Source organism: Streptomyces sp. 8N616 (assembly GCF_052246385.1).
GTDB lineage: Bacteria > Actinomycetota > Actinomycetes > Streptomycetales > Streptomycetaceae > Streptomyces.
On sequence record NZ_JBQQBY010000057.1, the window covers coordinates 1 to 20,958 of the forward strand.

Here is a 20,958-nt window from a genome sequence, read left to right on the forward strand (position 1 = left end):
TGGGGCGGGGGGGCGGGGGTCAGCCGGTGCGCAGTTGCTGCGCGAGGTCGCGGACCTGGTCCGCGATCCGTCGTTGCAGCCCACCGCCGAAGGTGACCCGCGTTGCGCCGAGCGCGCCCAGCTCCCGCGGCGAGGGCCCGCCGGGCACGGCAATCGCGTTGACCGGCGCGCCGATCCCCGCCGCCAGCTCACCCAGCAGCTCCGGCGGCGCGAGGATCGGATACACACAGTCCGCGCCCGCCTCCACGTACAGCCGCCCGCGCTCGATCGCCGCCTCCGCGGCCGTGGCGCCCCCGTCGCCCCGGCGGTCCCCACTGCCCCGGCCGCCCCGGCCGGCCCGCAGGAACGTGTCCACCCGGGCGTTGACCACGAGCCGGTCGCCCGCCTCGGCTCGGACCTCCGCCATCAGGTCCGCGTGGCGCCGCGGGTCCTTGAGCCGCTTCGCCGCCGGGTCCGAGTCCTCCAGGTTGCAGCCCACCGCCCCGGCCTCCAGCAGCCGTTCGACGATCTCCCTCGGCGCGAGCCCGTAGCCGTCCTCGATGTCCGCCGACACCGGGACGTCCACGGCCCGTACGATCCGGGCGATCGCGGCGAACATCTCGTCCGGCGGGGTGTGGCCGCCGTCCTCGTACCCGAGCGCCGCCGAGACCCCCGCGCTCGGCGTGGCCAGGGCGGGGAAGCCCGCGTCCGCGAAGGCGCGGGCGCTGACGGCGTCCCACGGTCCCGGCAGGACGAGCGGGTCGCCCGCCTCCCGTCCGTGGTGCAGCGCTCGGAACGCCTGGGCGGCGTTCACACCAGGCCGCCCTTGTACTGGCCCGGCTGGTACGCGCCGGGGACCGAGCGTGTCGTCACAGCGATCCGGTTCCAGGCGTTGATGGTGAGGATGAGGCCGATGAGGTGCGCGAGTTCGGTCTCGTCGAAGTGCTCGGCCGCGCGCTCGTAGACGGCGTCGGGGACGAAGCCGTCGGTCAGGACGGTGACCGCCTCGGTGAGGGCGAGCGCCGCCCGCTCCTTCTCCGTGAAGTAGCCGGTGGCCTCCTCCCATGCGCTGAGCAGGTAGATCCGGTCCTCGCGCTCGCCCGCCGCGCGCGCGTCCTTGGTGTGCATGTCGAGGCAGAACGCGCAGTGGTTGAGCTGCGAGGCCCGGATCTTCACCAGCTCGGCGAGGACCGTGTCGACGCCCTTGGAGGCGGCGGCGTCGAGCCGGACCATCGCCTTGTAGATCTCCGGGGCGTGCTGCGACAGGTTCATCCGGGGGCCGCGTCCCTGCGGTGCGCGGGTGATCTCGTTCGTCGTCATGGGCCCTACGCTATGGCTGTATTGCCCCAGGAGTATGGTCCATTTCCATGGGGAAAACGTGGGCCAATTTCGGCACCGATCTGCATCTGGATCTTCCGGCGGGCGGTACGTCGGGCGTACGCGCGGCGCTGATCCGGGCCCTCCGGGACGCGGTCCGTACGGGGCGGCTCGCGCCGGGCACGCGGCTGCCCTCCTCCCGCTCCCTCGCCGCTGACCTGGGCCTTGCCCGCAACACGGTGGCCGACGCGTACGCCGAACTGGTCGCCGAGGGCTGGCTCACGGCCCGGCAGGGCTCCGGCACCAGGGTCGCCCGACGCGCGAATCCGGCCCGCACGGCGGGGCGTACGGGGATGGCGCGTACGGGGATGGCCGGGACGGCGGCACATCGGACGGCCGGTACGGCGGCGGACCGTGCGACTGCCCGCACGGCGGCGGACCGTACGGAAGCAGGCCGTACGGAAGCAGGCCGTACGGAAGCAGGCCGTACGGAAGCAGGCCGTACGGAGGCAGGCCGTACGGAGGCAGGCCGTACGGAGGCAGGCCGCGGGGGCGGACCCGTCCCCGCTCCTCGCCCCGCCGTCCACAACCTCTTCCCCGGCTCGCCCGACGCCGCATCCTTTCCCCGGGCCGCCTGGCTCGCCGCCGCCCGCCGCGCCCTGACGGCCGCGCCCAGCGAGGCCTTCGGCTACGGCGAGCCGCGCGGCCGCCCCGAACTGCGCCGCGCTCTCGCCGGATACCTCGCGCGGGCCCGCGGCGTCCTGACCGACCCGGAGCAGATCGTCGTCTGCTCCGGCTTCGTGCACGGGCTGCGGCTGCTCGCCGAGGTGCTGCGGCGGGCGGGCACGCGCACGATGGCCGTGGAGTCGTACGGTCTTGACGTCCACCGGCGCATCGTCGCCCGCGCCGGACTCCGTACGCCCCCGCTGGCCGTCGACGAACGCGGCGCGCGGACGGACGGCTTGGCGGGTCTCCCGGACGCCGGGGCCGTACTGCTCACGCCCGCGCACCAGTTCCCGACCGGAGTGCCCCTGCACCCCGACCGCCGGGCCGCCGTCGTCGACTGGGCGCGCCGCACCGGCGGGCTCGTCATCGAGGACGACTACGACGGCGAGTTCCGCTACGACCGGCAGCCGGTCGGCGCGCTCCAGGGCCTCGACCCGGAGCGGGTCGCCTACGTCGGGACGGTGAGCAAGAGCCTCAGCCCCGGCCTGCGCCTGGGGTGGATGGTGCTGCCGGAGGAGCTCGTAGCGCCGGTGGCGGCGGCGAAGGGCGAGATCGAGTGGCAGGCGAGCACGCTGGACCAGCTGACGCTCGCGGAGTTCATCGAGTCCGGCGCATACGACCGGCATGTGCGCGGGATGCGGCTGCGCTACCGGCGCCGCCGCGACCACCTGGTGGCCGCGCTCGCCGAGCACGCCCCGCACATCCGTGTTACGGGTATCGCGGCCGGTCTGCACGCCGTACTCGAACTCCCCGCGGGCACCGAGCAGTCCGTCATCAGCAGCGCCGCGGCCTGGCACGGCCTGGCCCTGGACGGGATGAGCCGCTACCGGCACGAGGCCGCGGCTCCGGGCCCCCTCGCTCCCGTCGCTCCCGTCGCGTCCGTCGCGTCCGTCGATCCCGACGGGTCCGAGTCCGAGTCCGCCGACGATGCCCTCGTCGTCGGCTACGGCACCCCGCCGGAGCACGCCTTCTCGGGCGCGATCGACGCCCTGTGCCGGGCGCTGCCGTAGCGCTGGGCCGTGAGGCGGTCCCGGGTGAGGGCGGCCCCCGGTGCGGGGGCCAGTCGTCCGGCATCTACGCTGATCTTCGATCAAGTGGACATGAACACGACGGGGGAGGAACGTCAGATGGCGGCTGCTCGTGCTCGTTTGCGGTCCGGCACGGTGATTCTCGGGGGGATGGGCGCGCTCGCGGCGGCGCTCACCGCATGCGGCTCGGATCCCGACAAGCGGTGCGTGGACCGGGACAGTTACCTGTACTCCAAGGGCTACCGGGTCATCGGCTCCAAGGACTGCAAGAGCGGCGGCAGCGTCGGGACGAGTGCCAGGAGCGGCAAGAGCCGCAAGAGCCGGTCCGGGGACGCCGCCTGGTACTACGGCGGCACGGAGAAGGACGGCTGGGTCGACGGCGGCTCCTTCACGAAGGGCTCCGGCGGCTCCGGTTCCGGCTCCGGTTCCGGCGGCAGCTCGTACGACGACGGCAACTCCGGGGTCAGCCGGGGCGGCTTCGGCAGCGGCTCCGGCAGCTCCGGCGGCTGACCGCTCCATGGACCGCCGCACCATCGAGCCCCGGCCCGGCTGGCAGCAGACGGTCGAGGAGCAGGGGCTGATCTACCCGCTCACCCGCTACCCGGACGGCTCCCTGCGGCCGTACTGGGACGAGAGCGCGTACTACGCGTTCTCGCTCCCGGAGGTGGAGGCCCTCGAGGAGGTCGTCGAGGAGCTGCACCGGATGTGCCTGGCCGCCGCCGAGCACATCGTCGCGTACGACCGCTTCGCGGACCTCGGGGTCACCGATCCGCGGCTGGCCGGGCGGATCGCCGAGTCCTGGCGCCGGCGGGCCGAACTGCCCTCCCTGTACGGGCGGTTCGATCTCCGCTACGACGGCACGGGACCGGCGAAGCTGCTCGAGTACAACGCCGACACGCCCACCTCGCTCGTGGAGGCGGCCAGCCCGCAGTGGTTCTGGATGGAGGAGCGCTTTCCCGGCGCCGACCAGTGGAACTCGCTGCACGAGCGGCTCGTCGACGGCTGGAAGCGGCAGGCGGCGCTGCTGCCGCCGGGCCCTGTGCACTTCGCGCACTCGGCGGCGGACGAGCTCGGCGAGGACCTGATGACGGTCGCCTATCTGCGCGAGACCGCCGAGCAGGCCGGGCTCGAGACCGAGGCGATCTCGATGGAGCACATCGGCTGGGACCGGCTCTCCGGCCGCTTCGTCGACAACCGGCTCCGCTTCATCCGCTCCTGCTTCAAGCTCTACCCGTGGGAGTGGCTGACCACGGACACGTTCGCGCCACACGTCCTGGACACCCTCGACAACGGTGGCGGTACCGGCACGACCTGCTGGATCGAGCCCGCCTGGAAGATGCTGCTGTCCAACAAGGCGCTGCTGGCTGTGCTGTGGGAGCTCTTCCCGGGCCACCCGAACCTCCTGCCCGCCTATCTGGACGGCCCGCGCGAGCTGGCCGAGACCACCGGGTACGTCGCGAAGCCGCTGCTGGGGCGGGAGGGCGCGGGCGTCACGGTCCACGAGCCGGGCGCTGGGCCGGGCGCCGCGTCCGGCGTCGAGCGGGCCGCCGATCCCGTCGTACGGGACGAGGCCTGCTGCTACCAGGAGCTGGCCCCGCTGCCGGACTTCGACGGAAACCGGGTGGTGCTCGGCGCGTGGGTCGTGGAGGACGAGGCGGCGGGGCTCGGGATCCGCGAGTCCTCCGGCCTGGTCACCGACGAGTACGCCCGCTTCCTCCCGCATGTCATTCGCTGACTCGGGAATTCAAATGTGACTGGGATTCAATTCCCTTGTGATTCACGGGTGTTCACGGTCGGCTCCCACGGTTCGAGAGTTGTCCCAACCCAAGGGAGCTGTGACGTCTTCCATGCCGCGGCCGATGGACTGGCCGGCTGACGGAGACGGACTGACGACGGCCGGGTGCCGCAGCCACCCGGCCGTCCCGGGCCGGCGTCAGCCCGTCAGCACCGCCCTCAGCCGGTCCAGACCCCAGTCCAGGTCCTCCTTGCTGATGGTCAGCGGCGGGGCGATCCGGATCGTGCTGCCGTGGGTGTCCTTGACCAGCACGCCCTGGTCCATCAGCTTCTCCGAGATCTGCCGGCCGGTGCCGTGGGTGGGGGCGATGTCCACGCCCGCCCACAGCCCTCGGCCGCGGACCGCCTCGACCGCGCCGCCCCCGATCAGCAGGCCGAGCTCGGCGTGCAGATGCTCGCCCAACTCGGCTGCGCGCTGCTGGTATTCGCCGGTGCGCAGCATGGCGATCACCTCGAGGGCGACCGCGCAGGCGAGCGGGTTGCCACCGAACGTGGAGCCGTGCTCGCCCGGGTGGTAGATCCCGAGCACCTCGCGCGAGGACACCACCGCCGAGACCGGGACGACTCCGCCGCCGAGCGCCTTGCCCAGGACGTACATGTCGGGGACGACGCCCTCGTGCTCGCACGCGAAGGTCCGGCCGGTGCGGCCGAGGCCGGACTGGATCTCGTCCGCGATGAAGAGAACGTTCCGCTCCCGGGTCAGCTCACGGACGGCCCGGAAGTAGCCCGGCGGCGGCACCAGTACCCCTGCCTCTCCCTGGATGGGCTCGAGCAGCACCGCCACGGTGTTGTCGGTGAGCGCCGCCTCCATCGCCGTCAGATCGCCGTACGGCACGATCTCGAAGCCGGGGGTGTACGGGCCGAAGTCCGCGCGCGCCTCGGGGTCGGTCGAGAAGCTGACGATGGTGGTCGTCCGGCCGTGGAAGTTGTTGCGGGCCACGACGATCTTCGCCTGGCCGCCCGGCACGCCCTTGACCTGGTAACCCCACTTCCGCGAAGTCTTGACCGCCGTCTCGATGGCCTCGGCACCGGTGTTCATCGGCAGCACCATCTCCATGCCGCACAGCTCGGCCAGCTGGGTACAGAAGTCGGCGAACCGCTCGTGGTGGAACGCGCGCGAGGTGAGCGTCACCCGCTCCAGCTGAGCCTTGGCGGCATCGATCAGCCTTCGGTTGCAGTGGCCGAAGTTGAGCGCGGAGTACCCGGCGAGCATGTCGAGGTAGCGCCGCCCCTCGATGTCCGTCATCCAGGCGCCCTCGGCGGAGGCGACGACGACCGGCAGCGGGTGGTAGTTGTGCGCGCTGTGTGCCTCGGCGGCGGCGATGCTGCGTTCCGTAGTCGTCACGGCAGTACTCCGTTCGGTGTAGCGGCGGTTTGCTGCTCATTTCTATCGTCGCTCGGGTGGATCGCGAAGAAACCTTCCTGAACTGCTCCGGAACTGCCCAGGCAATAGACTGTGCGGGCACATTGCGACTGGCGCGCGTGGAAACGACCACGAGGAAGCAGTGTGCGGCCTTCCCCCACGAGGTGCCGCCCGCCTGGGCACCCGGGTTCGTGAACCGACACACGAATCGACCCGGAGGACGCCGTGACCGTATCCCTTTCGCATCCCGCCCTCTCCGCCGCGGACCCCGAGCTCGCCGCGCTGATCGCCGATGAGGAGCAGCTCCAGGCCGACACCCTGCGGCTGATCCCCAGCGAGAACTACGTCTCCCAGGCCGTGCTCGAGGCCACCGGCACGGTGCTGACGAACAAGTACAGCGAGGGCTACCCCGGTCGCCGCTACTACGAGGGCCAGCAGAACATCGACCCGGTCGAGACCCTCGCGATCGAACGGGCCAAGGCCCTCTTCGGCGCCGGGCACGCCAACGTCCAGCCGTACTCCGGGTCGCCCGCCAACCTCGCCGTCTATCTGGCCTTCGCCGAGCCGGGGGACACGGTGATGGGCATGGCGCTGCCGATGGGCGGCCACCTCACCCACGGCTGGGGCGTCTCCGCGACAGGCAAGTGGTTCCGTGGTGTCCAGTACAGCGTGCGCGCCGACACGGGGCTGACGGACTTCGACGAGGTGCGCGAACTGGCCCTCAAGGAGCGACCGAAGATCATTTTCTGTGGCGGCACCGCGGTTCCGCGCACGATCGATTTCGCCACCTTCGCGGAGATCGCCCGTGAGGTGGACGCGGTCCTGGTGGCCGACATCGCCCACATCGCCGGCCTGGTCGCGGGTGGCGCCCACCCCTCCCCGTTCCCGCACGCCGATGTGGTCTCCACGACCACCCACAAGACCCTGCGGGGACCGCGCGGCGCGATGCTGCTGTCCGGCGAACCGCAGGCGAAGGCGCTCGACAAGGCGGTCTTCCCGGGGCTGCAGGGCGGCCCCCACAACCACACCACCGCCGCCATCGCGGTCGCCCTCCACGAGGCGGCGCAACCCTCCTTCCGTGACTACGCGCACGCCGTGGTGGCCAACGCCAAGGCACTCGCCGAATCTCTGCTGGAGCGCGGCTTCGATCTCGTCTCGGGCGGCACCGACAACCACCTGATCCTGATGGACCTCACGCGGAACGAGGTGCCCGGCAAGGTGGCCGCGAAGGCCCTCGACCGGGCCGGCATCGTCGTGAACTACAACACGGTGCCCTACGACCCGCGCAAGCCGTTCGACCCGTCCGGAATCCGCATCGGCACCCCCTCACTCACCTCGCGCGGTCTCGGCACCGACCAGATGCCGCTCGTCGCCCACTGGATCGACCGGGGCGTGACTGCGGCCCGTAACGGTGACGAGGGCGCCCTCACCGCGATCCGCGCCGAAGTCCGCGATGTGATGGCCGCCCACCCTGCACCCGGCCTTCCCACGGCCTGACGGCTACACGTCCAGGACCTGACGTCGTGGGCCCGGCTCGGCAACGGTGCGGCGGATCAGCCAGCGGCGTATGAGCACGGTGCCGCCGCAGCCGATGCCTATCCCCGCGGCGAAACCGGGCAGGCTCCACCACGCGTCGACCGCGTCGGACGACGGGTGCGACGCGGCGGCCGGGGCCGTCCGCTCCCCGGCGGCGCCTGACATGCCCCGGGCCGGCCCTTCCTTGCCCAGGACCCCGAGATCGCTGAGCAGGGCCAGGAGTTCCTCGGGTTTCTCCGCCGCGTGCCAGAAGCCGCTGTCCGGGCCGGATTTCCGGGCGCTGTCTCTGCCGCTTCTACCGTCTCTGCCGTTCGCGACGGTCTGTATCCACACCTCGCCCGTCTCGGCGTCCGGATAGATGCCGTCCGTGCGCCACACGGACACGTCGTGAATCATCCAGCTGACGTTGATCTGCCGCCCGGAAGCGCCGCCGTTCTCATCCAGCTTCGGTGGGCGTCTCTGCTCGCCCGCGGGCGGGCCCAGCAGGCTCTCCAGCCGCCGGTACCGCTCCGAGTCGACCAGCAGTGCCGTTGCCTCATCGGTCGTGGGCGAGGTGATCAGCACGCTCGTCGGGCCGCCTGCGACGGCCGGAGTGGAGCAGGTCAATAACGTCAATAACGCGGCCAGCGCGGCCGCTGCCGCTGTGCCTGCCAGTGCGGCGATACGTCGCATGTTTCCCCCAACCACGGGTGATGCGGCCCCTCCGCACCACGTCACTTCTGGTACACCGCCCGGGCCCGTGAGGTTCCCGAATTCCGGAACTCCCGCCCCAACCCACGCTGCCGGTTCAGGATCGCGGTGCCCGTGAGGATTCCGCCACCTCCAGGGCGCGCTCTTTCGATCGCACGCCCTCCAGACGCAGCGTGAGACCGCCCTCCGTCTGCCAGAGCAGCGTCGGCTCCGCGGTCTGCACCGTCTCGGTCCGGGCGCGCCCGGCCGCGTCGGTCAGCCGGATCTCGAGCCGGTGCGGCTCCGCGAACCACAGCCCTGCCCTGCCGTCCACCTCGACCGGCTCGAACGGCACTGTCGTCGTCTTCCAGAACGCCGGATGGATGGTGGCGCGCAGCTCGTCGAGCCGGACCACCCCGTCCGCCGGGGCAGCAGAGCCCCGCTCCCCGGGCGTCCAGCACAGCGACAGCACCCGCCGGTCGGCCGAGAGTTCCACCACGTCCGGCGCACCGAGGCCCGAGGGCACCAGGGGCCGGAAGCCCGCCCGCCGGGCGGCGTCCTCGAGGCCGAGCCCGCCGCGGCACGCGGGAGGCCCGCCCCTGAGCCCTTCCGCTCCGGCCGGTCCCGTACCGGCTTCTCCCGCGTCCGTGGGCGGCGCGGCCGACGGGTCGTACCGCACCCCGACGCCGCCGAAGTCGAACCAGTCCGTCACCGCTGCCCGCACCGGAGGCGTCAGCGCGAGCACCACGAGCAGCCCGCACAGCGCCGCCGTCAGCGACCGCCACCGCGCCCGCGCCCAGCTGCGCAGTCGCGCACCTCGCCCCGGCGGCTCCTGCGCCTCCTCCGCATCCGGGACCCGCTCGCCGACCAGCCCGGCGAGCACCCGCTCCACCATCGTCTCCGCGTCCACCGCAGGTATCGGAAGCTCCCGCCCCAGCGCCCTCAGCTCGTCCGGCAGCCGATCGCGCCTGCCGTGATCGCGCTCGCCCCGATCGCCCCTGCCCGGGTCACCCACGCCTGTCACCTCCCTCCCTTCTCTCCCTGCCCTTTCTCTCCCTGTCCCGCGGTCCGAGCGCCCGCTCGAGCCGCCGCAGCGCACGGTTCAGCCGCGACTTCACGGTGCCCCGCGGCCAGCCCAGCGCCTGCGCCGTCTCCGCCTCGTCCAGATCCAGCAGATAGCGGTAGGTCACCACCTGCCGGTGCTCGTCGCTCAGCCCGTCCAGCGCCGCCAGCAGCTGCGAGCGCCACTCGCCCGCCACCGCCGCGGCAGCCGGGTCGGCGGACTCCGGTATCAGCGGCTCGGCCTCCACCCTCGCCGCCTCCCGGTCCACCGCCCTACGGAGCCTGCGCGCCGACCGCACTGTGTTTCTCGTCTCATTGGCGACGATCTGCAGCAGCCACGGCCGGAACGCCGCCCCTTCCCGGAAGCGCCCCAGCGACTGGTACGCCTTCAGAAAGGCGATCTGCACCACATCCTCGGCATCGGCGCCCGCCCCGAGCAGCACGGCGGTGCGATGCGCGATCTGCGTATGCGCCCGCACCAGATCCGCGTACGCCTCGCGCTCCCCGGCCCGTACGCGCGCGATCACCGCGGCCTCGTCAGCCACGCTGCCGGCCCCCTCCCGCGTCCTCACACTTCTCCTACACCGGAGGCCGGGCATCGGTTCCACACCTGAGAGAATGGGCCGCATGGCCAATGCTCTCCCGCCCGTCACCCACCACCACCCTCAATCGAGGCGCTCCGCGCCAAGCCCTCGTTTGCGTGTGCTCTCCGGTATCCAGCCCACCGCAGGCTCGTTCCACCTCGGGAACTACCTGGGTGCGGTCCGGCAGTGGGTGGCGTTGCAGGAGACCCACGACGCGTTCTACATGGTCGTGGACCTGCACGCGATCACCGTCCCCCAGGACCCGGCAGAGCTGCGCGCCAACACCCGGCTCGCCGCCGCCCAGCTCCTCGGCGCAGGACTCGACCCGGACCGCTGCACGCTCTTCGTGCAGAGCCACGTCCCCGAGCACGCGCAGCTCGGCTGGGTCATGAACTGCCTCACCGGCTTCGGCGAGGCCTCCCGCATGACGCAGTTCAAGGACAAGTCGGCGAAGCACGGCACCGACCGGGCGACCGTCGGCCTCTTCACCTACCCGATCCTCCAGATCGCCGACATCCTGCTCTACCAGGCGAACGCCGTGCCGGTCGGCGAGGACCAGCGGCAGCACATCGAGCTCACCCGGGACCTGGCCGAGCGCTTCAACGGCCGGTTCGGCCGGACTTTCACGGTTCCCGAGCCGTACATCGTCAAGGAGACGGCCAAGATCTTCGATCTCCAGGACCCGACGATCAAGATGAGCAAGTCGGCGTCCGCGCCGAAGGGCATCATCAACCTGCTCGACGAGCCCAAGGTCTCGGCCAAGAAGATCAAGAGCGCTGTGACCGACACGGGCACCGAGATCCGCTTCGACGAGGAAGGCAAGCCCGGGATCAGCAATCTGCTGACGATCTACGCCACGCTCACCGGCACGGGTATCGCCGAACTCGAGCAGAAGTACGAGGGCAAGGGTTACGGTGCGCTCAAGACGGACCTCGCCGAGGTCTTCGTCGAGTGGGTGACCCCGTTCCGGGCCCGCACCCAGGAATACCTTGACGACCCGGAGACACTGGACTCGATCCTGGCCAAGGGCGCGGAGAAGGCCCGTGCGGTCGCCGCCGAGACCCTCGCCCAGGCATACGACAAGGTGGGGCTCCTCCCGGCCAAGCACTGACCGGGGACCAGGGGCCCTGGGTTCTCCCTGGGGCGGAGGACCCGGGACACTCGCGGACGGAGCCGCGTACCCGCCACACTGGCAAGGACCAGCAGCAGCGCAAGCGGCTGCACAAGCAGCAGAGGAGACCGACGTGGGGACCGTAACGCTCGGCGTTTCGATCGCGGTCCCGGAGCCTCATGGCAGCCTGCTCCAGCAGCGGCGCGCGGGCTTCGGGGATCCCGCCGCGCACGGCATCCCCACGCACGTCACGCTGCTCCCGCCCACCGAGGTCGAGGCCACCGCCCTCCCGGCCTTCCGCCGCCACCTCGCGCGGGTCGCCGCCGCGGGCCACCCCTTCCGGATGCGGCTCCACGGCACCGGGACGTTCCGGCCCCTCTCCCCGGTCGTTTACGTTCAGCTCGCCGAGGGCATCGCCGAGTGCACCGAGCTGCAGGAGCTGGTCCGCTCGGGGCCCGTGCAGCGCGAGCTGCAGTTCCCCTATCACCCGCATGTGACGGTCGCGCACGGCATCGCGGAGGACGCGATGGACCGGGCGTACGAGGCGCTGGCGGACTACGCCGCCTCGTGGACGGTCGCCGGCTTCGCGCTGTACGAGCAGGGGGCGGACGACCACTGGCGGATGCTGCACGAATACCCCTTCGGGGAAGGGCTTCCCACCCCTGGCGTGCCCGCCCAGGCCTGCCCGGTGGACGCGCCTGCGCACTCCCTGCGCCCGTGACGTACGCGGGCGTGCCCGGCCATGGGCCCTACGCGCGCGTGCCCGGCCCCCGCCCCTATCGCCCCTCCAGCCCCGGCCCCTACGCGCGCGTGCCCGTGCCCGTACGGCTCACTCCGGTCACCGGTAAGGGTGGTTGCGGGGTGGCCGGGAACTACGGAGCCCGCCGGGGGTAGGCGTCCCGCATGGAGTGGCTCACCAGACTGCCCGTGATCGGGCCCGCCGTCGTACGGCTGATGCGGACTCACGCCTGGCGGGCGTACGAGCGCTTGGACTCGGTGAACTGGACGCGCCTCGCCGCCGCCATCACCTTCACCAGCTTCATCGCTCTCTTCCCACTGGTCACCGTCGGTGCCGCGATTGGTGCCGCGCTGCTCAGCCAGGAGCAGCTGGACGACCTCAAGGACAAGCTCGCCGAGCAGGTTCCCGGCATTTCAGACCAACTCGACCTCGACGGGCTCGTGGCCAACGCAGGGACCGTCGGGCTCATCGCGGGCGCGCTGCTGCTCTTCACCGGTATGGGCTGGGTCGGCTCCCTCCGCGAGTGCCTGCGCGACGTGTGGCTGAAGGAGGAGAGTCCGGGCAACCCCGTGCTGCTCAGGGCCAAGGACGCCGTGGTGCTGGTCGGTCTCGGCGGTGTCGGGCTCGTGGCCGCGGGCGGCTCGGTGTTCGCCGGCACGGCCGTGGGGTGGGTCGCCGACAGGATCGGGCTGGCCGAGGGCAGCGCCGGGCGCGTGCTGCTCGTCATCGCGGGCCTGGCCATCTCCGTACTCGCCGACTTCTTGATGCTCGCCTACCTGCTCACCCGGCTGCCCCAGGTGCACCCCGGCCGCCACTCGGTCGTCGTGGCGGGCCTGATGGGGGCGATCGGCTTCGAGCTGCTCAAGGCCCTGCTGAGCGGCTACCTGCAAGGCGTCGCGTCGCGGAGCATGTACGGCGCGTTCGGCGTGCCGATCGCCCTCATGCTGTGGATCAACTTCATGGCCAAGCTGCTGCTGTACTGCGCCGCGTGGACGGCGACGCAGCACAGCAGCCCCGAGGCCGCCGAGGAGGCGGAGGTCAGTCCTGAGGGCGGCCCGGGCGGCCCGGGCGGCGGCGCACCAGCTCCGGAAGCGGCCAGCGGCGGTGCACCAGCAGCGCCGCGACGGCCAGCGCCACCAGAGCGCCGCCCGTGACCCCCAGCGCCATCCACATCCCGCCCGAGTCCTTCTCCTCGGGACTCGCGACCGACGCCTTCGCGTGGCCCTTCCGGCCCTTCCCGCTGCCCGGCTGCTGCCCGTCCGCGCCCTTCGGCGCGACCAGTTCGCCGACCGGCTCGACCTTGCCCGCCGCCTTGAAGCCCCAGTCGAAGAGCCTGGCGGTCTCCTTGTAGACCTCGTTGTGCTCGCCGTCCGACGGGTTCATGACCGTGACCAGCAGGACCCGGTCGCCGCGCTGTGCGACGCCGGTGAAGGTCGACCCGGCGTGCGAGGTGTAGCCGTTCTTGACGCCCGCGATGCCCTTGTACGGCTCGAGCCCGTAGTCGCCGGTCAGCAGGCGGTTGGTGTTCTGGATCGCGAACGACTCGCGCTTCTTCTTCTTGGTCTTCTTGTCCTTCTTCACCTCGCCTGGGAACTTCGCCGTCGCGGTGGCGGCGTACTCCCGGAAGTCCGGCTTCTGCAGCCCGGAGCGGGCGAAGAGCGTCAGGTCGTACGCACTGCTGACCTGGCCCTTCTCGTCGTAGCCGTCCGGCGAGACGACATGCGTGTCCAGCGCGTTCAGCTCTTCGGCATGGGCCTGCATGTCCTGCACGGTCTTCTCCTTGCCGCCGTTGAGCGCGGACAGCACGTGGACCGCGTCGTTGCCGGAGCGAAGGAAGACCCCGAGCCAGAGGTCGTGGACCGAGTAGGTGTAGTTCTCCTTGACGCCGACCAGGCTGCTGCCCTCGCCCATCCCGGCGAGATCGGAGGGCTGGACCTTGTGCTTGTGCTCCTTGGGCAGACTCGGCAGGACCGTGTCCGCGAAGAGCATCTTCAGGGTGCTGGCAGGGGGGAGCCGCCAGTGCGCGTTGTGCGCGGCCAGCACCTCGCCCGACTCGGCGTCGGCCACCACCCACGACCGCCCGGTCAGCTTCTTCGGCAGCTTCGGCGCCCCGGGCCGCAGCTGCACCTGCGTACCGGGGTGGGAGAGCCGCCGACCGCCGACCGCCGACATCTTCGCGGGCGGACGGGGCTGTTTCTCCTTCCCGTCCTGCGGCTCCCGGACGAGCACGCGCGCGTGGGCGTGCGCGGGTGCGGTGGTCAGGGCGGGCAGCAGCGCGGCGGCGACGACGGCCAACGCCAGGGCGCGGCGCGGCAGTAGGGACGGGGGACGGCCGGAGAACGCGGTGAGGAATGCAGGCACGCCCGTGAACGTACAGGGCAGCCTCCGGCCACCCGACACCGCGGTAGGCGCCCGGTGCCCTGGGGCAGCCACGCGCCGGCGCCCCAGGGTACCCCCGCGGCCGTCACCCGTGACGGGCGGTGATACTGGAGCGTATGAAGCTTTCCCGCCCCGTGTCATGGTTCCTCCTCGCCTTCGGGGTGTGGAGCTGGTTCATCTGGATCACTTTCGTCAAAAACCTCTGGAACGACGCGAGCGGGCTCGCGTTCGACGATGCGGGTGAACCGACTGCGTACTTCTGGGTGCATCTTGCGCTCGCTGCGACGTCCTTTCTTCTCGGGACGGCCATTGGACTGATCGGGTTGCGGGGAGTAAGGGCTCTTCGGCGGGAAGTCGGGGCCGCCGGAACAGCGGGTTCTCCCGGCTCGACTGCCGGAAAGGCCGGTTCCGGAGGGTCGACTTCCGGAACGCCCGGTTCCGCCGGGTCGGCGGGGTAGGAGGCCGGGGAGATGGTCGTGGTCTTCGTTCTCGTCCTGGTGGTGGTCCTGGGGCTGCTGGGCGGCGTGCACTGGTACCTGTGGCGGCGGCTCGTACGGGACACGACCGCGCCGGGCGGGTGGGGCCGCCGTACGGGGACGGCCGCGGCCGTCGCCTTGCCGCTGACCACCCTCGGGGCGCTCATAGGCGGCCGAGCCGGAGCGCCCTTCGCCGTGGAGCGCGTCATCGCCTGGCCCGGCTACCTGTGGCTGGCTCTTGTCCTGTACCTGACCCTGGCCCTGCTCGCGGGCGAGCTGGCCCGCCCCCTCCTGACCCGCTGGCTCGCCGCCCCAGCGGTCGGACCCGCCAGAGCCGCCGAGGCCGCCACAGCGGCCGCGACGCGGGACGCCCCGCCCCTGGCCACCGCCACGCCCGCGCCCCTCCCCGCAGCCGCCGTAGGCGCCGGGCCGGGCGCGGCGGCGACTCCTCCCGCCGCGAGCGCGGACACGAGCGCGGCCGCGATCACGGACACGAGCGTGAGCGCGGACACGAGCGTGAGCGCGGACGCGACGCCCGGCGCGGCCGCAGCCGGACCCGCCTCGAAGCCCGCCGGCGCGGGTGCCGTCGGCCGGAGGCTGTTCGTCGCACGGACGATCGCCGTGGCCGCGACCGCCGTGGCCGCCGGGACCGTCGGGTACGGGACGTACGGCGTGCTGGACGGCCCCGCCGTCAAGCGCCTGCGGGTGCCGCTCGCCAAGCTGCCGCGGAGCGCGGACGGCTACCGCATCGCCGTCGTCAGCGACATCCACCTCGGCCCGGTCCTGGGCCGCGCCCACACCCAGCGGATCGTCGACGCGATCAACCGCACCCAGCCCGACCTCGTCGCGATCGTCGGCGACCTGGTCGACGGCAGCGTCGCCGACCTCGGTCCCGCCGCCGAGCCGCTGGCGCGCCTCCGCTCCCGCGACGGCTCGTACTTCGTCACCGGCAACCACGAGTACTTCTCCGGCGCGGAGCAGTGGATCGAGCACGTCCGCGAACTCGGCGTCCACCCGCTGGAGAACGCGCGCGTGGAGCTGCCCGGCTTCGACCTCGCCGGGGTCAACGACGTCTCGGCCGAGGACCAGGACCCCCCGCAGGGACCGGACTACGAGAAGGCGCTGGGCGACCGGGACCCGGCCCGCGCCTCCGTCCTCCTCGCGCACCAGCCGGTCGTCATCCACGACGCGGTGAAGCACGGCGTGGACCTCCAGCTCTCCGGCCACACCCACGGCGGCCAGCTCTGGCCCGGCAACTACCTCGCCGCGCTCGCCAATCCGACCGTCGCGGGCCTGGAGCGCTACGGGGACACGCAGCTGTACGTGACGCGCGGCGCCGGCGCATGGGGCCCTCCCGTACGAGTGGGCGCGGAGTCGGACATCACCGTCGTCACACTGGCCTCGAAGCAGGCCTGAGCGGCCTGCGCCGGATCACCCAAGCCGTCGGGCAGTCACGGGCCGTCCAGAGGCGACGGGCCGTCCGGCAGTCACGGGCCGTCCAGCAGCGACGGGTTGATCCGCCCGACCACCGTCCTGAGCAGCGCCGGGTCGACGACCGGCCACAGCACCGCACGCGCGTCCTCGTACTTCGCCGCCAGCCGCGCCCGCTGCTCCTCCGGCAGGGCGGCCAGCCGGTCCGGGTGGGAGTTGTGGGCGTTGTCGGCGATCTTGAGGAGGGCGGCGCCCTCGTCGGCCGCGATTCTGCGGATCATGTCCGCGTACGCCGTGCCCGGCTTCTTCGTCACCGCGTCGACCAGCGTGACCACCTCTGCCGGTACGCCCGCCGCGAGCAGCCCGCCGAGGGTCCACTCGGTGTCCTCGACGATGTCGTGCAGCAGCCCGGCCTGGGCGAGGCGCTCGCCGGCCGGAGCGAGGGCGCGGGCCACCGCGCGCACATGCTCGACGTACGGCACCCCGATCCGGTCCGTCTGCCCGGCGTGCGCCTCGGCCGCGAGGGCGTCGGTCTCGGCGAGCGTGAGCGTGCGGTGGTTCCCCTGTGGGTCGCTCATACGCGCGAGCCTAAAGCCTTCTCGTGCCGCATCACCCGGCGCCTCCGTGCCGCATCACCCGGCCCCGCTGTGCCGCATCACCCGTCACCGGAGGGTAGGCGACGGCTCACAGGAGCTTGTCGAGGGTGATCGGGAGCGACCGGATCCGCCGGCCCGTCGCGTGGTGAACGGCGTTGGCCACGGCCGCGGCGATCCCCGTCAGGCCGATCTCGCCGATGCCCTTCGTGCCGACGGGTGTGGCCGGGTCCGGGCCGCCGACGAAGAGCACGTCCATGGCCGGGACGTCCGCGTTGACCGGCACCAGGTAGTCCCCGAAGGTCGCGTTCGCGATACGGCCCGTCAGCGCGTCGGTGACGGTCTCCTCGAACAGGGCCTGCCCGATGCCGCCGACTGTGCCCCCGATGATCTGGCTGCGGGCGGTCTTCTCGTTGAGGATGCGGCCGCCGTCGATCGCCGACACCACCCGCGCGATCCGCAGCACCCCGAGATCCTCGTCGACCCGGACCTCGACGAACTTCGCGCCGAACGCGCCCGCGGGCAGCGTTGCCCGCGTCGCCTTGACCGCGAAGCTGCCGAGCCGCCCGAGCCGGGATACGGCGAGTGAGCCGACAAGCTGCCCGATGTCGCCCTTGGACGTGCCGGAGCTGCCGTCGCGAGTCAGCTCCGGCAGCCCGTACCGGGCGAGGATGTCCGCGTAGGACTCGCCGCGGTCGGGGTCCGAGGCCCGCAGGATCCGGCCGCCCGCGATGACCACGTCCTCGATCCGGCAGCCGTACAGCGGCGAGGCGGGGTCCTTGCGGACCAGGTCGAGGAAGGCGGCGACCAGCCGCCCGCACGCGTCGTGGACCGCACTGCCCAGCGCCCCCGTCAGCCCGGACCCGCCCGCCTGCGGCGCCTGCGGCATGTCGCTGTCCCCGAGCTGGAATCTGACCTTGTCCATGCCCAGGCCCAGCAACTCCGCGGACAGCTGGGCCATGACGGTGTACGTGCCGGTGCCGATGTCCGTCGCGGCGCTGCGCACGTACGCCGTACCGTCCCGCGCGATGGTGGCCCTGGCCGCGCACTTGGCCTGGTAGTGCTGGAAGGAGACGCCGGCCATCCCGTATCCGACGAGGGAGCGCCCGTCGCGCATCGAGCCGGGCCGGGGATCGCGCGCCGCCCAGCCGAACCGCTCGGCCCCCGCCTCGTAGCACTCCCGCAGCGCCTTGCTCGACCAGGCGAGCCCGGTCTGCGGCTGGAACGCGGCGTAGTTGCGCACCCGCAGCTCCAGCGGGTCCATGTCCAGCTCGTACGCGAGCTCGTCCAGGGCGCATTCGAGGGCGAAGTTGCCCTGCGCCTCGCCGGGGGCGCGCATCGAGCCGGGGCAGGGGATGTTGAGCCTGACCTGCTTGTCGTGGGTGGCGACGTTGGGGCAGGCGTACGCCGCTGCCGTGCCCAGCGTGATGGGCTCCAGATTGGAGTCCTCCATCGCCCCCGTCGTCGTGGCCTCGTGGTCGATCGCCGTCAGCCTGCCGTCGAGGGTGGCGCCGAGCTTGATGTGCTGCACGCTGTACGGCCGGTGGCCGACGCCGGTGAACATCTGCGGGCGGGTGAGCACCAGTTTCACCGGGCGCTCCACCGTACGGGCGGCCAGCGCGGCGAGCACCACGTGCGGCCAGGTGCGCAGGCCTGCGCCGAACCCGCCTCCGACGTACGGCGCCAGGACCCGCACGTGCTCCTTGGGGATCCGGAACGCGGCGGCGAGGGCGTTGCGGACGTTGTACGGCCACTGCGTCGCGTCGTGCACGGTGAGCCGGTCGCCGTCCCACGCGGCGACGGTGGCGAAGGGCCCCAGCGGGTTGTTGGTGTTCTCCGCCGTGCTGTACGTGGCCTTGAGCCTGACCTCGGCCTGCGCCAGGCCGTCCGCCACGCTGCCCCGCTTCATGTCCAGCAGGAAGGCGTTGCTCTTCGGCACGACCCGCGGGTCCTCCAGGTCGAGCAGCGGATCGCCCGGATCGTAGGAGAGGTGGACCAGCCGCGCCGCGTCCGTGGCCTCCTCCAAGGTCTCGGCCACGACCACCGCCGCGTACTGCCCGTAGTGCAGCACCCGGTCGTCCTGCAGCGGCGGCGGGGGTTCGGAACCCAGCACGGTGCGGCCTGCGCGAGCCAGCTTCGGGGCGTTGAGGTGCGTGATCACGGCCAGTACGCCGGGCGCGGTCCCGGCCGCGGACGTGTCGATGACGCTGATCCGCCCGGCCGCGATGGTCGTCCGGACGAGCACGGCGTGCGCGAGGCGCGGGAAGCCGATGTCGGAGGGGTACGGGGCCGCGCCGGTGACCTTCAGCGGGCCGTCCACGCGGTCCACGCCGGGGCCGAGCACGGCGGGCATCGGCGCCTTCGGGGCCTCGAGGGTCGTCATGGCTCCACCTCACTCCGCTCCGGGTCTTCCGATACCCGGCCCGAATTCCGGTCCTTTGTCCGGCCCTTTGCCCGGTCCGGTTCCCGGTCCGATTCCCGCCAGGTCCTCGAGGATCCGCACCACGGTGCGCTGGGCGAGCTCCACCTTGAACGCCGTGCCGGGCACCGGCCGCGCGCCCTCGACCACGGTCCGCGCCGCGGCCCGGAAGGTCTCGGTGGTGGCGGGGGCGCCGTGCAGCACGCCCTCCGCGGCCCGTGCGCGCCATGGCGTGGTGCCCACGCCGCCCAGCGCGAGCCGGGCCTCGCGGACCATCCCGTCCTCGACCTCCAGCGCGGCTGCCGCCGAGGTGAGCGCGAACTCGTAACTCGCCCGGTCGCGGACCTTGAGATAGCCCGAGCGGGCGGCCGGCGGCAGCAGCGGGATCCCGACAGCGGTGATCAACTCGCCCCGGGCGAGGACGTTCTCGACGTCCGGGGTGTCACCCGGCTCGAGGTAGAACTCGGTCAGCGGCACGCTCCGCTCCCCGCCCTCGCCCTGGATGTGGACGACCGCGTCGAGTGCGACGAGCGGCACGGCCAGATCGGAGGCGTTCACGGCGATGCAGTGGTCGCTGACGCCGAGGATCGCGTGCATCCGGGCCGCGCCGCTGATCGCCGCGCAGCCGGTGCCGGGCCGCCGCTTGTTGCAGGCGGGCACGGTGGGGTCCCGGAAGTAGCGGCAGCGGGCGCGCTGCAGCAGATTGCCGCCGATCGTGGCCAGGTTGCGCAGCTGCGTGGACGCGCCCATCAGCAGTGCCTGACGTACCATCAACCCACGTTCGCTCAGGAGGGGTTCCGCGACCAGCTCCTCCATGGTGGTCAGCGCGCCGACGCGCAGTGCGCCGTCCGAGCGGGTGATGCCGCCCAGCGGGAGGCGCGTGATGTCGATCAGCCGCTCGGGGCCGAGCACCCCGTCCTTCATCAGGTCGAGCTGCGTGGTCCCGCCGGCCAGATACGCGGCGCCGGAGTCGGCCGTCGCGGTCGCCACCGCCGTACCGGCGTCCGTGGCCCGTACGTACTCAAATGCGCGCATGGCCACCACCGGCCCCCGCGACCTCGCGGATCGCCGCGACGATGTTCGGATACGCCCCGCAGCGGCAGACGTTGCCGCTCATGAACTCCCGGATGTCCTCGTCCGACCCCGCCCGGCCCTCCCTGATCAGGCACACCGCCGACATGACCTGCCCCGGGGTGCAGAAGCCGCACTGGAAGGCGTCGTGCCGGACGAACGCCTCCTGCATGGCGTGCAGTGTCCCGTCGTCCGCCAGGCCCTCGATCGTCGTCACCTCGCGGTCCTCGCACTGGGCGGCCAGCGTCAGGCACGACACCACCCGCCTGCCGTCGACCATCACGGTGCAGGCGCCGCACGAGCCCTGATCGCAGCCCTTCTTGCTGCCGGTCAGGCCGAGCCGGTCGCGCAGCGCGTCCAGCAGGGTGGTCCGGGGGTCGGTCTCGAGACGGTGATCGCTTCCGTTGACCCGGAGGGTCAGTGGTATTCGTGGGGGAGCGTTCATGGCAGCGTCCATGCGCACCACTCTCGGCCCCGGCGCCCGGGTCCGCGATTCGGCGTACGGCATTGGTGGCGCGCGGTGGCGGCCTTCCGGCGCCTCTCGGACAGGCCCGGGAGGCGCGGCGGGCCACGTGCGCGAACGTGCCGGAATGCCCGACAGTGTGGGTGGACGAGACCACGAACGACTTCGTGATCTAGGGATGGAAAGCCGACGGAACAACCGAGGCCGAATGCCTGGAG

20 protein-coding genes and 1 riboswitch are annotated in these 20,958 nt (G+C 72.2%); of the genes, 9 read left to right on the forward strand and 11 right to left on the reverse strand.

Annotation, left to right across the window (positions count from 1 at the left end):
* Positions 1-19 precede the first annotated feature (19 nt).
* Positions 20-793, reverse strand: coding sequence for an isocitrate lyase/PEP mutase family protein (locus ACTWQC_RS33780; RefSeq protein ID WP_443319675.1), 774 nt, complete (start codon positions 791-793; stop codon positions 20-22).
* Positions 790-1,299 carry a carboxymuconolactone decarboxylase family protein gene (locus tag ACTWQC_RS33785; RefSeq protein WP_443319676.1) on the reverse strand — a complete coding sequence of 170 codons (510 nt, stop codon included), beginning with the start codon at positions 1,297-1,299 and terminating at the stop codon, positions 790-792. The genes ACTWQC_RS33780 and ACTWQC_RS33785 overlap by 4 nt, the downstream gene beginning before the upstream one ends.
* Before the next feature lie 47 nt (positions 1,300-1,346).
* Between ACTWQC_RS33785 and ACTWQC_RS33790 the strand changes: the two genes are divergently transcribed.
* The 3 genes from ACTWQC_RS33790 (at position 1,347) to ACTWQC_RS33800 (ending at position 4,785) form a co-directional block, all read left to right on the forward strand.
* Positions 1,347-3,032: an aminotransferase-like domain-containing protein gene (locus tag ACTWQC_RS33790; RefSeq protein WP_443319677.1), complete on the forward strand. Its 1,686-nt coding sequence runs from the start codon at positions 1,347-1,349 to the stop codon at positions 3,030-3,032.
* 117 nt (positions 3,033-3,149) lie between these two features.
* The gene (locus ACTWQC_RS33795) at positions 3,150-3,560 is read left to right on the forward strand and encodes a hypothetical protein (protein ID WP_443319709.1); all 411 of its coding nucleotides are present in this window, start codon (positions 3,150-3,152) and stop codon (positions 3,558-3,560) included.
* Between the two features lie 7 nt (positions 3,561-3,567).
* Positions 3,568-4,785: a glutathionylspermidine synthase family protein gene (locus ACTWQC_RS33800; protein ID WP_443319678.1), complete on the forward strand. Its 1,218-nt coding sequence runs from the start codon at positions 3,568-3,570 to the stop codon at positions 4,783-4,785.
* A 198-nt stretch (positions 4,786-4,983) separates the two neighbouring features.
* Here the strand turns inward: ACTWQC_RS33800 and rocD are convergent, their stop codons facing one another.
* Complete coding sequence (gene rocD / locus ACTWQC_RS33805; protein WP_443319679.1) at positions 4,984-6,189, reverse strand: ornithine--oxo-acid transaminase; 1,206 nt, start codon at positions 6,187-6,189, stop codon at positions 4,984-4,986.
* A 114-nt stretch (positions 6,190-6,303) separates the two neighbouring features.
* Positions 6,304-6,395: riboswitch (ZMP/ZTP riboswitch) on the forward strand.
* A 37-nt stretch (positions 6,396-6,432) separates the two neighbouring features.
* Here rocD and glyA point away from each other — a divergent pair.
* Positions 6,433-7,704: a serine hydroxymethyltransferase gene (glyA, locus tag ACTWQC_RS33810; RefSeq protein ID WP_443319680.1), complete on the forward strand. Its 1,272-nt coding sequence runs from the start codon at positions 6,433-6,435 to the stop codon at positions 7,702-7,704.
* 3 nt (positions 7,705-7,707) lie between these two features.
* On the opposite strand, the gene ACTWQC_RS33815 is transcribed toward glyA, so the two are convergent.
* The 3 genes from ACTWQC_RS33815 to ACTWQC_RS33825 form a co-directional block, all read right to left on the reverse strand.
* Positions 7,708-8,415: a hypothetical protein gene (locus ACTWQC_RS33815; protein WP_443319681.1), complete on the reverse strand. Its 708-nt coding sequence runs from the start codon at positions 8,413-8,415 to the stop codon at positions 7,708-7,710.
* A 115-nt stretch (positions 8,416-8,530) separates the two neighbouring features.
* Positions 8,531-9,427 (reverse strand): hypothetical protein, encoded by an 897-nt coding sequence (locus ACTWQC_RS33820; protein WP_443319682.1) that lies wholly within the window; start codon positions 9,425-9,427, stop codon positions 8,531-8,533.
* Positions 9,420-10,046 carry an RNA polymerase sigma factor gene (locus ACTWQC_RS33825; RefSeq protein WP_443319683.1) on the reverse strand — a complete coding sequence of 209 codons (627 nt, stop codon included), beginning with the start codon at positions 10,044-10,046 and terminating at the stop codon, positions 9,420-9,422. Before ACTWQC_RS33825 ends, ACTWQC_RS33820 begins: the two co-directional genes overlap by 8 nt.
* Positions 10,047-10,101: 55 nt before the next feature.
* On the opposite strand from ACTWQC_RS33825, the gene trpS reads away from it, so the two are divergent.
* From trpS to ACTWQC_RS33840, 3 genes are all read left to right on the forward strand, one after another.
* Positions 10,102-11,169: a tryptophan--tRNA ligase gene (trpS, locus tag ACTWQC_RS33830; protein ID WP_443319684.1), complete on the forward strand. Its 1,068-nt coding sequence runs from the start codon at positions 10,102-10,104 to the stop codon at positions 11,167-11,169.
* Positions 11,170-11,302: 133 nt separating this feature from the next.
* Positions 11,303-11,890, forward strand: a complete 588-nt coding sequence (locus tag ACTWQC_RS33835) for a 2'-5' RNA ligase family protein (RefSeq protein WP_443319685.1) — start codon at positions 11,303-11,305, stop codon at positions 11,888-11,890.
* Positions 11,891-12,072: 182 nt separating this feature from the next.
* Positions 12,073-13,062 (forward strand): YihY/virulence factor BrkB family protein, encoded by a 990-nt coding sequence (locus tag ACTWQC_RS33840; protein ID WP_443319686.1) that lies wholly within the window; start codon positions 12,073-12,075, stop codon positions 13,060-13,062.
* Here the strand turns inward: ACTWQC_RS33840 and ACTWQC_RS33845 are convergent.
* On the reverse strand, positions 12,947-14,269 hold the full coding sequence (locus ACTWQC_RS33845; protein WP_443319687.1) for a D-alanyl-D-alanine carboxypeptidase family protein: 1,323 nt from the start codon (positions 14,267-14,269) through the stop codon (positions 12,947-12,949). The two genes, ACTWQC_RS33840 and ACTWQC_RS33845, sit on opposite strands and share 116 nt — an antisense overlap.
* Before the next feature lie 134 nt (positions 14,270-14,403).
* Between ACTWQC_RS33845 and ACTWQC_RS33850 the strand changes: the two genes are divergently transcribed.
* Both ACTWQC_RS33850 and ACTWQC_RS33855 read left to right on the forward strand, forming a co-directional pair.
* Positions 14,404-14,745 (forward strand): SCO4848 family membrane protein, encoded by a 342-nt coding sequence (locus ACTWQC_RS33850; RefSeq protein WP_443319688.1) that lies wholly within the window; start codon positions 14,404-14,406, stop codon positions 14,743-14,745.
* A 12-nt stretch (positions 14,746-14,757) separates the two neighbouring features.
* The gene (locus tag ACTWQC_RS33855; RefSeq protein WP_443319689.1) at positions 14,758-16,179 is read left to right on the forward strand and encodes a metallophosphoesterase; all 1,422 of its coding nucleotides are present in this window, start codon (positions 14,758-14,760) and stop codon (positions 16,177-16,179) included.
* A 71-nt stretch (positions 16,180-16,250) separates the two neighbouring features.
* Here ACTWQC_RS33855 and ACTWQC_RS33860 read toward each other — a convergent pair whose 3' ends face one another.
* The 4 genes from ACTWQC_RS33860 to ACTWQC_RS33875 all read right to left on the reverse strand — a co-directional run bounded on the left by ACTWQC_RS33860 (position 16,251) and on the right by ACTWQC_RS33875 (position 20,734).
* On the reverse strand, positions 16,251-16,772 hold the full coding sequence (locus ACTWQC_RS33860; RefSeq protein ID WP_443319690.1) for an HD domain-containing protein: 522 nt from the start codon (positions 16,770-16,772) through the stop codon (positions 16,251-16,253).
* Between the two features lie 106 nt (positions 16,773-16,878).
* Positions 16,879-19,170, reverse strand: a complete 2,292-nt coding sequence (locus ACTWQC_RS33865; RefSeq protein WP_443319691.1) for a xanthine dehydrogenase family protein molybdopterin-binding subunit — start codon at positions 19,168-19,170, stop codon at positions 16,879-16,881.
* Between the two features lie 9 nt (positions 19,171-19,179).
* Positions 19,180-20,241, reverse strand: a complete 1,062-nt coding sequence (locus tag ACTWQC_RS33870) for an FAD binding domain-containing protein (protein WP_443319692.1) — start codon at positions 20,239-20,241, stop codon at positions 19,180-19,182.
* On the reverse strand, positions 20,228-20,734 hold the full coding sequence (locus ACTWQC_RS33875) for a (2Fe-2S)-binding protein (protein ID WP_443319693.1): 507 nt from the start codon (positions 20,732-20,734) through the stop codon (positions 20,228-20,230). Before ACTWQC_RS33875 ends, ACTWQC_RS33870 begins: the two co-directional genes overlap by 14 nt.
* Positions 20,735-20,958: the final 224 nt, after the last annotated feature.